Source organism: Pseudomonas chlororaphis subsp. piscium, assembly GCF_003850345.1.
Classification (GTDB): domain Bacteria; phylum Pseudomonadota; class Gammaproteobacteria; order Pseudomonadales; family Pseudomonadaceae; genus Aquipseudomonas; species Aquipseudomonas piscium.
Genome location: NZ_CP027707.1, coordinates 1,764,374 through 1,776,243 on the forward strand (window position 1 = coordinate 1,764,374; position 11,870 = coordinate 1,776,243).

Below are 11,870 nucleotides of genomic sequence, written 5' to 3' on the forward strand. Positions count from 1 at the left end.
TGTGCCAGGCATGTCGCGTCGTTCTCGATCGCGGGCAAGTCGGATCGCCGCCCGCTCGCTCCTACAGGTCCGCCGCCCAAGTGCCCGCGCTGCCACCGGCCAGCGGAAAAACCGGTAGGCCGCCACTTATCAGCTAGTCTCTGATGCGCAACCGACGCCATGAGCGTATGATTCGCGACCCTTTGGCGATCCCTTCGCCACAAGACCTGTTTTTACTACCCTTCAGGCCGCTCAAGCCTGAATCGACACACCGGGAGGTGCCCAGATGAGTGAACATGATCAGCAAGACCACCAGGAAATCGGCCCAGCAGGCGAAAAGCTGCAGAAAGTCCTCGCCCGTATCGGCGTCGGCTCGCGCCGTGACGTGGAGTCCTGGATCAGCCAGGGCCGGATCAAGGTCAATGGCAAAGAGGCCACCCTTGGCCTGCGCGTCGACCTGCATGACGCCATCTCCATCGATGGCAAGGTGATCAAGCGCGAAGAAGCGTCCGAATCGGTCCGCCGCGTGATCATGTACAACAAGCCCGACGGCGAGATCTGCACCCGTGACGACCCGGAAGGCCGTCCGACCGTGTTCGACAAGCTGCCGCGCCCACGAGAAGGCCGCTGGATCAATATCGGTCGCCTCGACATCAACACCACCGGCCTGCTGATGTTCACCACCGACGGTGAGCTGGCCAACCGCCTGATGCACCCGTCCTATGAAATGGACCGTGAGTACGCGGTACGTGTGCGTGGCGAAGTCGACGACGAGATGATCGAGCGCCTGAAAGCCGGCGTGATGCTCGAAGACGGCCCGGCCAAGTTCACCGACATCCAGCAAGCACCCGGTGGCGAAGGTTTCAACCACTGGTACCACTGCGTGGTGATGGAAGGCCGCAACCGTGAAGTACGTCGCCTGTGGGAATCCCAGGGCCTGGTGGTCAGCCGCCTGAAGCGCGTGCGTTTCGGTCCGGTGTTCCTCAACTCCGACCTGCCGATGGGCCGCTGGCGCGAAATGAGCCAGTACGAAGTGGACGTCCTCAGCGCCGAGGTTGGCCTGACGCCGGTGGCGATGCCGCAGCTCAACGCCAAGAGCAAGGACAAGCTGGAGCGCATGCAGCGCAAATCCTCGCGCCCGGTGGGCAAGAGCGAGCGCGTGCGGACCCTGCGCCCGGCCCATGGCGCGCCTGCCGCCGGTGCCCCGCGCCCGTCGCGCGAGCCGCAGATCGAAGGCGAGCGTCCAGGCCGCAAACCCGCGCCACGCCAGGATGGCGAGCGCGCTCCACGGGCGCCGCGTCCGGCTGCCGGTCGTGGTGAATCGGGTCGCGGTACGCCAGTGGCGGATCGTCCGAGCGACACCAAGCGCCCGGCCAAGCCAGCGCCGAAGTCCAAGCGTCCGGGCATCGTCCTAGTCGACAAGGACGCACCGTCGGGCAAGCGCCGCGGCGCCCCGGCCGGTTCCGGCCAGCGCCCGGGTTTCGGTCGCCGCAAGCCCGAGTGAGGCAGCCTTGAGCTGCAAGCTGTAAGCGACAAGAAAAAACGCCAACCTCAGGGTTGGCGTTTTTTTTTGCCTCTATGTAGCCGCTGGCGAAGCCTGCGATCGACTGCGTAGCAGCCGCCAAACGGCAACGGTGATCTGTCAGGCAATCCGCGTTCAGGCATCTTGCGGTCGCTGCGCGACCGATCGCAGGCTGCGCCAGCGGCTACAGGGCTACAGGGCTACCGGCTCAGAACACGAACCTGCCATCGAACACCGGCTTGTCGTCCAGCGCCAGTACCCCGCTGGCAAAGATCAGGTCCAGGTGGTGGCTACCCTTGGCACCGCCGCCCAGCCCCAGGTGCAGGCCGCAATGGCGCTCCTCGAATCCCGAGTTGCGCGCGTAGAGGTCTTTCACCCCTTCGTTGGTGCCGATGCCCAGCTCCTCGATGCGCCGGTTGGACGGGTTGGCATCCAGGTACTTGTTGAAGTCATCCGCCAGCCCCGGCACGTCGGTGGCGATGCGGCTGATGGTGGAGTTCTCGATCCACAGTTCCAGCGGCGATTGCAGCACGCCGTACTTGCGCGCGAAGGGGATAGTGCCAAGGAAGGTGCCGACGAATTTCACCCGGCCATTGATGGCCTCGCTGTGGCTGGCGATTTCTCCGGGGGCCAGATCGTAGTTGCCCACGCCGTTGATGTTGGTCCACTTCTTGATGCTGTCCAGCGGCGCTTCGAAGTACGAACCGTGGTCGTCGCGAAAGCTCAGGGTGGTGGCCTCGGACATATGCTGGATCAGGGTTGCGTTGAGCTCGGCGATGCGTTGCGGCTCGACGCTGAAGGTGTCGTAGAAGTAGTCGCCGTAGTCCTTGAACAGCAGCGACTTCTTCCAGTTCTCGGCCATCACGCCCTGCAGCGCCTGGATGAACTCCGGGCCTTGCGGGCGGGGTGGCGAGAGGGTGGAGGAGTCGTAGAAAAAGATATACAGATCGCAGTCGGCGATGGCCTGGGTCAGCACCGAGGTGGGCTCGAGGTCGAGGCGCAGGGCAGTGAAGCGGAAGGGCTCACCGGCCTGTTCGATGATGGCGGCACTGGTGGCGGTGTATTCGGCGGTGTGGCCGATCAGGACCCTTGCGCTCTGGCGGTCGGCCAGGGCCGGATGGTGTTCGAGGTAGTAAAGAAAATGCCGGATGGCAGCGGTGTTGTCCATGGATCCTCCCTGACGGACAGCGAGTGGAGACAGGGGCGGCCGCCGGGCCGCTCCTGCCTGATGGCCGTTTTTACAAAGGCCACATCGCCGTGCCGAACGGTACTACCGCGTCGGCCTGCATCATTTCCACCGCGGCCTCGTGGGTCGCTGCTTCAAACCAATCGTCCAGTTGCAGTTCAGTGTCCAAGTCTTTTTCCAGTGCTTGCATCGTGAATCTCCTAGATGACTTTTTCGGATAAAAGCAGTCGGTGAGGCGGCTCGGGTGTTCTACGGAGGAGTGCGTGAAACCCCCAGCTGCTCAACGTGGCCGCTCGACTTGTCGGGGGTGTGGTCCGGCAAGTGGCTGGAAACCTAGTCCAGGGCTTTTTGAAATGCAAAAAAATAATTGAATTATTTTTATTGAACTTTTTGTTCTGTTTTTGCGCTGGAAAATTATCAAGAAAAAACAAAAAGCTGAGCGAACAGACAGATAAAAAACCACTGGCCGTCAATTTGCAGTCGCCGCGGATGCCGATCTGAAGTGGAAAAAATACGTTCCGCCTTGTAAAGAAATGCTTACGAAAAACCCGCTATCGAGTCATGGAATCGAGCTTCGTCCAGCGCTGTAAGAGAAACCTTCCGTCGCTGCCTGGATATTGCCCGCCGCCGGGCTCCAAGCCGCTTGTTCCGCGGCCTCAAGGCAGGTGTGATGCAGCCCATGCCTGTGTGCAGGTGCATAACAAGAAGGAGGCGCAATGAACGCCATGGCTCACCTCAACCGATTCCCTCCGAAGGGCGATTGCTGTCGTACCTTCGTCGACGACCCCGATGGGTCTGTCCCGAACCTTGCCGCCGATGCCAAGCATCGAGCAGGCCCCGTGCGATTCCGGCACCCGACGCGCTGATAAGCCGCGTCTGGCGGCAGGGAGTCAGGGGTGTACAATGCGCGGCGTTTTAACTGTGACCCAACTGCGTATCCGCGCATTTTGCGCCCCAACGACTGGTTTCAACGCATGACGAGCCCTGGCTCGAATGCTCGAAACACGCTCCCAAGGCCAATAATCTCAAGGCTATCCGCCTTGTTCACTCCGCCGCGTCACAAGCGTGGTGGGTTCGATTTCGTCACAGATAAAAACAAACAGGTGACGCATGACTGTTAAACAAAGGCTGAACTCCTGGTGCCTGCGCTGGGGTTTGATCCGCGCTGCTTAAGCCTGCTGTCGGCTGCAACGTCTATCGAACATCATCAAACCTTGCGTGAGACCCTTTTCATGAGTGGACAAAACCCGCATTCAGGCGAGCTGAAACGCGGCCTGAAAAATCGCCATATTCAACTGATCGCCCTGGGCGGCGCGATCGGTACCGGATTGTTCCTGGGCTCCGCCGGCGTGCTCAAGTCCGCCGGCCCGTCGATGATCCTCGGCTACGCCATCTGCGGCTTCATCGCCTTCATGATCATGCGCCAGCTCGGCGAGATGATCGTCGAAGAGCCGGTGGCCGGTTCCTTCAGCCATTTCGCGCACAAGTACTGGGGCGGTTTCGCCGGTTTCCTCTCGGGCTGGAACTGCTGGATCCTGTACATCCTGGTGGGCATGTCGGAGCTGACCGCGGTCGGCAAGTACGTGCACTACTGGTGGCCGGACGTGCCGACCTGGGCCTCGGCCGCGGCGTTTTTCGTGCTGATCAACCTGATCAACCTGGCCAACGTCAAAGTCTTCGGTGAAGCCGAGTTCTGGTTCGCGATCATCAAGGTGGTGGCCATCGTCGGCATGATCGCCCTGGGCAGCTACCTGCTGGTCAGCGGTCACGGCGGCCCGCAAGCCTCGGTGAGCAACCTGTGGGAACACGGCGGGTTCTTCCCTAATGGCGTCAGCGGCCTGGTGATGGCCATGGCGATCATCATGTTCTCCTTCGGTGGCCTGGAGATGCTCGGGTTTACCGCGGCCGAGGCCGACAAGCCGAAGACCGTGATTCCCAAGGCCATCAACCAGGTGATCTACCGCATCCTGATTTTCTACATCGGTGCCCTGGTTGTGCTGTTGTCCCTGACCCCATGGAACAGCCTGCTGGAGACCCTGAATGCCTCCGGCGATGCCTACAGCGGCAGCCCGTTCGTCCAGGTATTCTCGATGCTGGGCAGCGACACCGCGGCGCACATCCTCAACTTCGTGGTCCTGACCGCGGCCTTGTCGGTGTACAACAGCGGCACCTACTGCAACAGCCGCATGCTGCTGGGCATGGCCGAGCAGGGCGATGCGCCGAAAGTCCTGGCGAAGATCGACAAGCGCGGCGTGCCGGTGATGTCGATCCTGGCCTCGGCGGTGGTGACCTTCGTCGCCGTGGTGCTCAACTACCTGATCCCGCAGCATGCGCTGGAGCTGCTGATGTCGCTGGTGGTCGCGACCCTGGTGATCAACTGGGCGATGATCAGCTACTCGCACTTCAAGTTCCGCCAGCACATGAACCGCACGAAACAATCGCCGCTGTTCAAGGCGCTGTGGTACCCCTACGGCAACTACATCTGCCTGGCGTTCGTGGTGTTCATCCTCGGCATCATGCTGATGATTCCGGGCATCCAGATCTCGGTGTACGCGATTCCTGTCTGGGTCGCCTTCATGTGGGTCTGCTACGGCATCAAGAACAAGCGCAGCGCGCAGAACAACCTGCAGGCGGCCAACGCTTCGCTGAAGTGAGGTCCGCGCAATAACGGAAAACCCGGCTTCGGCCGGGTTTTTTGTGGGCGCTGCAAATCCGTAGGCGCGGTATCCTGAACGCCCTGAAAGCGGATTCCTTTTCCATGCTGGTGATTTCCAATCACTTACTCTGATTTGTAAAAAAAAAACCGTAAGCCCCTTTAATATAAGGGTTTATTGTTTTTTGATGAGAGGAAAATGTTTGGTATCTTTTTATTTTTTCCCGTTTTGATCCCGTATCTATCCACTGTCAAGTACACAGAACAAAGCCAGAAGACCAAAAAAAGGCCCCGCCGTGTGATGCTCGGTGGAGCTTTTTTGTTCGTGCTCAGACGGCGGCATAGCCTACGTTTCTTTTTATAAATGAGATAGTGCACCTTTTTATTAGGACTTCTCCTATATCAGGTTTGGTGCTTTCTTTATCAGTCTAGCCCTCCGAAGATAAGGAGTGGTACGGATGGCAAGTCATAGCTATATGAGCATTTCCGGTAAACGACAAGGATTGATTTCTTCCGGTTGCTCGGGTCCAAGCTCTATCGGTAACAAATGCCAGATCGGTCACCAAGACGAAATCATGGTGCTGGCTTACACACACGACATGATTACGGGCAATGATGGCAGCGTGGCGGGCGGTCGTGGTCAGCATATGCCTATCATAATAACCAAGGGTATAGACAAAGCCTCGCCATTATTGGCGAATGCGCTACATGAGCGCGAAGAAGTAGAGTGTACGATCAATCTTTACCGAACTTCTCCGGTAGGGGGGCAGGAAAAATACTATTCAATACGCCTTACAGGTGCGCGTATTGCGCATATCAGCCAGCAGGTCCCTCACGCTATTCATATGAATGATGCGGAACCGCAAGAAAGGGTGTCCATTCGGTATAGAGATATTGCTTGGGTGCATATTCCAGGGGGCACAAGCGCGCAGAGTACTTGGGGAAATGAGCGTGAATGAAACTTCATGTGACATTCACGACGTGACAAAGGCTGCATCCGATCTAGTTTCGGTCGGATGCGATATAGGTATGACGCATTTCCTTGATGGGTTTACGCGACTTCAATTTAGCTCGATTGTTTCAGACTATGTTAATGAGATTATCCGTGCTGTTGATGATGGAGTAATCAGTGCGTGGCAGGGACTATAAGAGATCAGGGCCGAGTATGCAGAACTATCGTCCACGGCGCTTTTTTATGCCCAAAACGGTATAGGGGTCTTGGCTGGGGGAATGCAAATTGAAGCAGGTATCGCGATTACAGGAGCATCGGGTGGGATTGGGATTGTGCCCGGCGCGCTTCTAGTCGGTCATGGGGCTAACAACATTGCCGAAGGTGTGGCGAATATCTATAACGGCCCCAATGCGCTAAGCGCGCAAGGGCCTATGAGGCGCGTTTATCAAACCCTTTTCAGGGATACGTATAAAGGTGATATGGCGTACTACTCTACAGACTTGTTTTTGTCGGGGTATGGCATGTTCAGATCAGTACGAGCTCCAGGATCGGTACAACTATTTAGATACGACCCTGTCAACAATGAAAAAGCCTACCGACAAGCCGGAAAGCTGGCCTTATTTTTCGAAGGGCTGGTCGACTCTATAACTTTGAACTCTATGGTCAAAGAAGAAAGACCAATGATGGAAAATAAGTGATATCGTGCGGCATAATAAATATTATGCCGCGCCACGTAGTCTTGGGATATAGAAGCGTAAACCTAATATAACGACAAGAATGTATGTGGTCACGTATGCGATTTTTAACGCATGCCCATCTAGTGGGATTAATTCTGTTATGGCCCAAACAATTATCCCCATAATTGGGATTGAGCAGCCGAAAACCAAAAGGGATACAGATAAATAGTAACGAAAATTTTCTAGGCTCATGAATATCATATTCCTGATTGTGTGAAATTAGATTAGTATAATTGTTCGAAAAAATGCAACTCCCCTTTTTTAGCGACAAGAGCTTTTTAGTGGAATAGGGGGTAACAACACCAGTCGTTACCTAACTCTCTTTCCTCGCTGCTCAATCTATGCATCAAAACCTCCCAGACTTCACCTGCACCCGCTGGCAAGGTGCTTATTTTTTGTGTCGTGCCTGACTCGCATTAGCTAGCCCCATAGGGTGCCAAAATCTGGGGGAAGAAAAAAACAGCATGAAAAAGCACTTATCCCCCCTCCCGCCGACGTGCTCTGCGTGATTTTTTTGTGCAATTCCAGAGGTAGTGGAATCAGAGGGCTAGCCCAGACTGGCCGTGGGGCCTTGTAGGTCATAGCCCATTTCACTTTGTGCAAGACTTTGCAAAGGAACTGCACAGGGTCTGGCTGGGCGTAGCGTTTTAAGCCGAAAGACCAGCGTACATATCGGTTCAGATTTCTTGTCTTTGACGTTGTAGGCTTTCATTTCTGTCAGTCGAATGCGCTCGGCCATTTTCCCGTTTTACCTGAAAAGCCACGTTGTATTGTGAAACACTGAGGTAATAGAAGAGCGCCTAAACCCTAATAATCAAGGGGTTTGTGGGCGTAGAGAGGTTTTAGGAATCGCTATGAGAACGCAATGCTGAGGGTTTCCAACAACGTGCATCTGCCGGATGCCGAGATCGAGTTGACCGCCATTCGCGCGCAAGGCGCGGGTGGGCAGAACGTCAACAAGGTCTCCAGCGCGGTGCACCTGCGCTTCGACATTCCGGCCTCGTCCCTGCCGCCGTTCTACAAGGAGCGGCTGCTGGCGTTGCGCGACAGTCGCATTACCAGCGATGGGGTGATTATCATCAAGGCCCAGCAATACCGGACCCAGGAACAGAATCGCGCCGATGCCCTGGAGCGCCTGGTGGAGTTGATCCTCGGCGCCATCAAGGTGGAGAAGAAGCGCCGGCCGACCAAGCCGACCCTGGGCTCGAAGACCCGGCGCCTGGAGTCCAAGAGCAAGCGCGGCAACATCAAGGCCGGCCGCGGCAAGGTCGACTACTAGGCTCTGTACGACAAGTACGGACCTAGCGCTCGCTACGTTCCTCGCGATACTTCGGTGCCTGGCGGTACAGGTAGAGGCTCAGCAGCAAACCGCTGCAGGCGGCGAGGGCGGCGAACAGGAAGATCGAGGCAAAACCGAAACCGGCGGCGATCGCCCCGGCCAGCGGTCCGGTGATCCCCAGCGACAGGTCGATGAACAGCGAATAGGCACCCACCGCCGCGCCACGGCTGGAGGCGGGGACCAGGTTGACCGCTTCCACCCCCAGCGCCGGGAATACCAGGGAGAAGCCGAAGCCGCTCAACGCCGCGCCGGCCAGGGCCCAGTGGGCATCCGGCGCCAGCCACAACAGCAGCAGGCCGAGGGTTTCCACCGACAGACAGGCGATCGCCACGCGAAAGCCGCCAAGGCGGTTGATCAGGTTGCCGAACAGCAGGCGCGCGCCGATAAAGCTGGCGCCGAACAGGCTCAGGCACAGCACCGCGTTGGACCAGTTCTGGGTGGCGTAATACAGGGTGATGAAGGTGGCGATGGTGCCAAAACCGATCGAGCCCAGGGCCAGTCCACAGCCGTGGGGAAACACCCGGCCCAGGACATGGATGAATGGCAGGCGCTCACCGGCGACGATCGGTGCCGCCAGTTTCGGCCAGGCCAGCGCCAGGCCGAGGAGCGCCAGGAGGATGATGCTCACGCCCATGCTCCACAACCCCAGGCGATCCACCAGCAACACCCCCAGCGGCGCGCCGACGGCCAGCGCGCCATAGCTGGCGATGCCGTTCCAGGAAATCACCTTGGCGGTGTTCTGCGCGCCGACGCGGCCGATGCCCCAGCCGATGGAGCCCGAGCCAACCAGGCTCTCGGCGCTGCCCAGCACCAGGCGCCCGATCAGCAGGCTGGCCAGGCTCAGCACCGGCAAGCTGCTCAGCCACGCCGACAGCAGCATGAACACGCCGCTCAGGCCGCAGCCGGCCAGGCCGTACATCACCGCGCGCTTGCTGCCCAGGTTGTCGATGATCTTCCCGGCATAGGGACGGCTGAGCAGGGTGGCCAGGTATTGCACGCTGATCACCAGTCCGGCGATCACCGCGCCGAAGCCCAGTTCGCTGTGCACGTAGCCCGGCAGCACGGCCAGGGGGATGCCGATGTTCAGGTAGCCGATAAAGGTGAAAAGGACGATGGAGACGACTTGCAGCGTGACCGCCAAGGGGCGCTGGGTATCTGGCATGGGAAAGGTCCACGGGCGCGGCAGAAATAGATAGGCTGCTTATGATACCGAGGGTTGAAACGATTCAGGTGGAGAAATCGATGGGCTGGCGCAAGTTTTTTGCGCGTCGCAGGTTCAGGCCTGGGCGGGTGCCAGCAATTGGGTGGTGACCAGGGCGGCCAGGGCGTTTTCCTGGGTACCGAAGCGCGCCAGCAGGGCGGCCTGTTTTTCCGGCGTCAGGCGGTTCCAGATCTCGATCATCTTTTCGGCGGTGCCGATCAGCACGCTGGCTTGGGTTTCGCTGAAGGCGTCGGTCATGGAGGCGGTTCTCGAAAGCGGGTTTCAGGCGGTGTGGAAAGCGCATCAAAGAGCGCTTTCCACACTGTCTGGGTGTTGCGGTCAGTCTTCGCTGTCGGCCTTGTGGCCGGCGGCGGCTTCTTTCGGCTCGGGCTGTTGGGCGCCAGCTTGTTGCGGGGTTGTCTGCTCAGTTTCGTGCAGGCTTGGGAAGGGGAGATTAGGAATCTCGTGCATGTTCGTTGCTCCTCGCAAGGTCTGTTTTTTAAATCGCTGGGTAGATCCGCGCTTTTAAAAAGCCTGGGCAGGATACAGCACTGGAAATGACAAAAAGATTTTTATCTGGGGTTTTGGGATGAAAGGTGTTTCATGCAGCGGGGGATTTTTTAACGGCATCGCGGGCAAGTCGGATCGCCGCCCGCTCGCGCCTACAGAGTCAGGTGACATCCGTAGGAGCAAGGCTTGCCCGCGATAGCTTTTTTCAGTTTTTGCAGACTTCGGCGATGGCTTCGGCCAGCAGGTCCAGGCGGGTGGCGTCGATACCGGCGACGTTGGCCCGGCCGGAGCTGACCATGTACACGCTGTGCTGGCTACGCAGTTTGCCGACCTGCTCCGGCGTCAGGCCGGTGTAGGAGAACATCCCGCGTTGTACGCCGATGTGGGCGAAGCGTTCGGCCAGGCCAAAGGGTTGCAGCGCTTCCACCAGGCCCGAACGCAGCTGGGCGATACGCAGGCGCATGGCTTCTACTTCGTCGGCCCAGAGGCTTTTCAGCTCCGGGTCGCCGAGGATGGTGGCGACCACCGCGGCGCCGTGATCCGGCGGGGTGGACCACAGGTTACGGGCGATGTGGGCCAGTTGGCTGCGTACGTCCAACAGCTTTTCGGCATCCCGGGTGCAGACGATCAGCGCGCCGGTGCGGTCGCGGTACAGGCCGAAGTTCTTCGAGCAGGAACTGGTGATCAGCAGCTCGGGCAGTTTGGCCGCGAACAGGCGCACCGCCCAGGCATCCTGCTCCAGGCCGTCGCCGAAGCCCTGGTAGGCGAAGTCGATCAGCGGCAGCAGATTGCGGCTGCGCACCACGTCCAGCACCCGATGCCAGTCATCGTGGCTCAGGTCGAAACCGGTGGGGTTGTGGCAGCAGGCGTGGAGCAGCACCACGTCGCCCTTGGGCACCTGGTTCAGGGTCGCGAGCATGGCCTCGACGTCGAGGCGGTTGTCGCTGCCGACGTAAGGGTAGTGGCTGACCTGGATGCCGGCGGCGGCAAAGATGGTTTCGTGGATCGGCCAGGTCGGGTTGCTCAACCACACGCCACGGCCCGGCAGGCAGTGGGCGATGAAGTCGGCGCTCAGGCGCAGCGCGCCGGTGCCGCCCGGGGTCTGGGTGGCGCCGGCGCGTCGCTCGGCGATCAGCTGCGAATCGGCGCCCAGCACCAGTTCATTGATCACCTTGCCAAAGGCCGCGTCGCCGTGGCCACCGATGTAGATCTTGGTGGTCTGCCGGTCGACCAGGCGCTGCTCGGCCAGCTTGACCGACTGCGGGATCGGCGTCAGGCCCTGGGAATCCTTGTAGACACCGACGCCGAGGTCGAACTTGCGTGGGTTGCTGTCCGACGCATAGGCCTCCATCAGGCCAAGAATCGGGTCGCCGGGTACTCGGCCTATGGCGTCGAAATGCATTACTTGCGTCCTTCTGCGGTCTTGGCCACTTCGTCGGTGCGAGCGGCCATGATGAAGTCGTTGCGGTGCAGGCCCTTGATGGAGTGGCTCCACCAGGTCACGGTGACCTTGCCCCATTCGGTGAGCAGGCCAGGATGATGACCTTCTGCCTCGGAAATTTCACCCATTGCGTTGGTAAAGGCCAGGGCGAATTTGAAGTTTTTGAACAGGAAGACTTTTTCCAGTTGCATGACGCCATCGCGCACTTCGATGTTCCAGTCGGGGATCTGCTTGATCAGTACCGGCAGTTCTTCGTCGCTGACTTGTGGAGCATCGGCACGGCAGGCTTCGCAATGGGCTTGGTTGAGAGCGGTCATGGTGGGTTCCTGAAATCGATTCTTGTTGGAAAT

General features: G+C 58.9%; 12 protein-coding genes. 5 read left to right on the forward strand and 7 right to left on the reverse strand.

Annotated features, from left to right (window positions below):
• The first annotated feature begins 265 nt into the window (after positions 1 to 265).
• On the forward strand, positions 266 to 1,483 hold the full coding sequence (gene rluB / locus C4K38_RS08040) for a 23S rRNA pseudouridine(2605) synthase RluB (RefSeq protein WP_025805159.1): 1,218 nt from the start codon (positions 266 to 268) through the stop codon (positions 1,481 to 1,483).
• Positions 1,484 to 1,709: 226 nt separating this feature from the next.
• On the opposite strand, the gene C4K38_RS08045 is transcribed toward rluB, so the two are convergent.
• Positions 1,710 to 2,669, reverse strand: a complete 960-nt coding sequence (locus tag C4K38_RS08045) for a CgnE/CgnB domain-containing protein (protein WP_053277926.1) — start codon at positions 2,667 to 2,669, stop codon at positions 1,710 to 1,712.
• Positions 2,670 to 2,739: 70 nt separating this feature from the next.
• Entirely contained in the window at positions 2,740 to 2,877 is a 138-nt protein-coding gene (locus tag C4K38_RS32260) for a hypothetical protein (RefSeq protein ID WP_007930088.1), read from the reverse strand.
• 1,042 nt (positions 2,878 to 3,919) lie between these two features.
• Here C4K38_RS32260 and C4K38_RS08055 point away from each other — a divergent pair.
• The 4 genes from C4K38_RS08055 to arfB all read left to right on the forward strand — a co-directional run bounded on the left by C4K38_RS08055 (position 3,920) and on the right by arfB (position 8,308).
• Positions 3,920 to 5,341, forward strand: coding sequence for an amino acid permease (locus C4K38_RS08055; protein ID WP_053277927.1), 1,422 nt, complete (start codon positions 3,920 to 3,922; stop codon positions 5,339 to 5,341).
• Between the two features lie 457 nt (positions 5,342 to 5,798).
• Positions 5,799 to 6,299: an Hcp family type VI secretion system effector gene (locus tag C4K38_RS08065; protein WP_081001444.1), complete on the forward strand. Its 501-nt coding sequence runs from the start codon at positions 5,799 to 5,801 to the stop codon at positions 6,297 to 6,299.
• A 271-nt stretch (positions 6,300 to 6,570) separates the two neighbouring features.
• The gene (locus C4K38_RS32530; protein ID WP_231998561.1) at positions 6,571 to 6,990 is read left to right on the forward strand and encodes a DUF4225 domain-containing protein; all 420 of its coding nucleotides are present in this window, start codon (positions 6,571 to 6,573) and stop codon (positions 6,988 to 6,990) included.
• Between the two features lie 904 nt (positions 6,991 to 7,894).
• Positions 7,895 to 8,308 carry an alternative ribosome rescue aminoacyl-tRNA hydrolase ArfB gene (arfB, locus tag C4K38_RS08075; protein WP_053277928.1) on the forward strand — a complete coding sequence of 138 codons (414 nt, stop codon included), beginning with the start codon at positions 7,895 to 7,897 and terminating at the stop codon, positions 8,306 to 8,308.
• A 22-nt stretch (positions 8,309 to 8,330) separates the two neighbouring features.
• On the opposite strand, the gene C4K38_RS08080 is transcribed toward arfB, so the two are convergent.
• From C4K38_RS08080 to C4K38_RS08095, 5 genes are all read right to left on the reverse strand, one after another.
• Positions 8,331 to 9,530, reverse strand: coding sequence for an MFS transporter (locus tag C4K38_RS08080; protein WP_053277929.1), 1,200 nt, complete (start codon positions 9,528 to 9,530; stop codon positions 8,331 to 8,333).
• Positions 9,531 to 9,644: 114 nt separating this feature from the next.
• Positions 9,645 to 9,827 carry a hypothetical protein gene (locus C4K38_RS08085; protein WP_053277930.1) on the reverse strand — a complete coding sequence of 61 codons (183 nt, stop codon included), beginning with the start codon at positions 9,825 to 9,827 and terminating at the stop codon, positions 9,645 to 9,647.
• Between the two features lie 81 nt (positions 9,828 to 9,908).
• Positions 9,909 to 10,040: a hypothetical protein gene (locus C4K38_RS32705; RefSeq protein ID WP_269458494.1), complete on the reverse strand. Its 132-nt coding sequence runs from the start codon at positions 10,038 to 10,040 to the stop codon at positions 9,909 to 9,911.
• 244 nt (positions 10,041 to 10,284) lie between these two features.
• Positions 10,285 to 11,481 (reverse strand): amino acid aminotransferase, encoded by a 1,197-nt coding sequence (locus C4K38_RS08090; protein WP_053277931.1) that lies wholly within the window; start codon positions 11,479 to 11,481, stop codon positions 10,285 to 10,287.
• A complete protein-coding gene (locus C4K38_RS08095; RefSeq protein ID WP_007930096.1) occupies positions 11,481 to 11,837 on the reverse strand; it encodes a 4a-hydroxytetrahydrobiopterin dehydratase in 357 nt (118 codons plus the stop codon). Before C4K38_RS08095 ends, C4K38_RS08090 begins: the two co-directional genes overlap by 1 nt.
• Positions 11,838 to 11,870 lie beyond the last annotated feature (33 nt).